Below are 249 nucleotides of genomic sequence, written 5' to 3' on the forward strand. Positions count from 1 at the left end.
ATGGCATCAGTGGGGTGATCGCCTCGTTTGCCGTGGTGATGTTTGCCTTTGGCGGCATCGAGATCATCGGGGTCACTGCGGGCGAGGCCCAGGACCCGAAGCGGGTCATTCCCAAGGCGATCAATGCCGTGCCGCTGCGTATCCTGCTGTTCTACGTGCTGACCCTGTTCGTGCTGATGTCGATTTTCCCCTGGCCGCAGATCGGTACCCAGGGCAGCCCGTTCGTGCAGATCTTTGACAGCCTGGGCA

The 249-nt window shown here is 61.0% G+C and carries 1 protein-coding gene; it reads left to right on the forward strand.

What is annotated here, in order from left to right:
- On the forward strand, positions 1 to 249 hold a 249-nt coding region (locus SB725_RS32950; RefSeq protein ID WP_410923666.1), incomplete at both ends, for an amino acid permease.

It is taken from the genome of Pseudomonas sp. SIMBA_041 (genome assembly GCF_046535095.1).
GTDB lineage: Bacteria > Pseudomonadota > Gammaproteobacteria > Pseudomonadales > Pseudomonadaceae > Aquipseudomonas > Aquipseudomonas mucoides.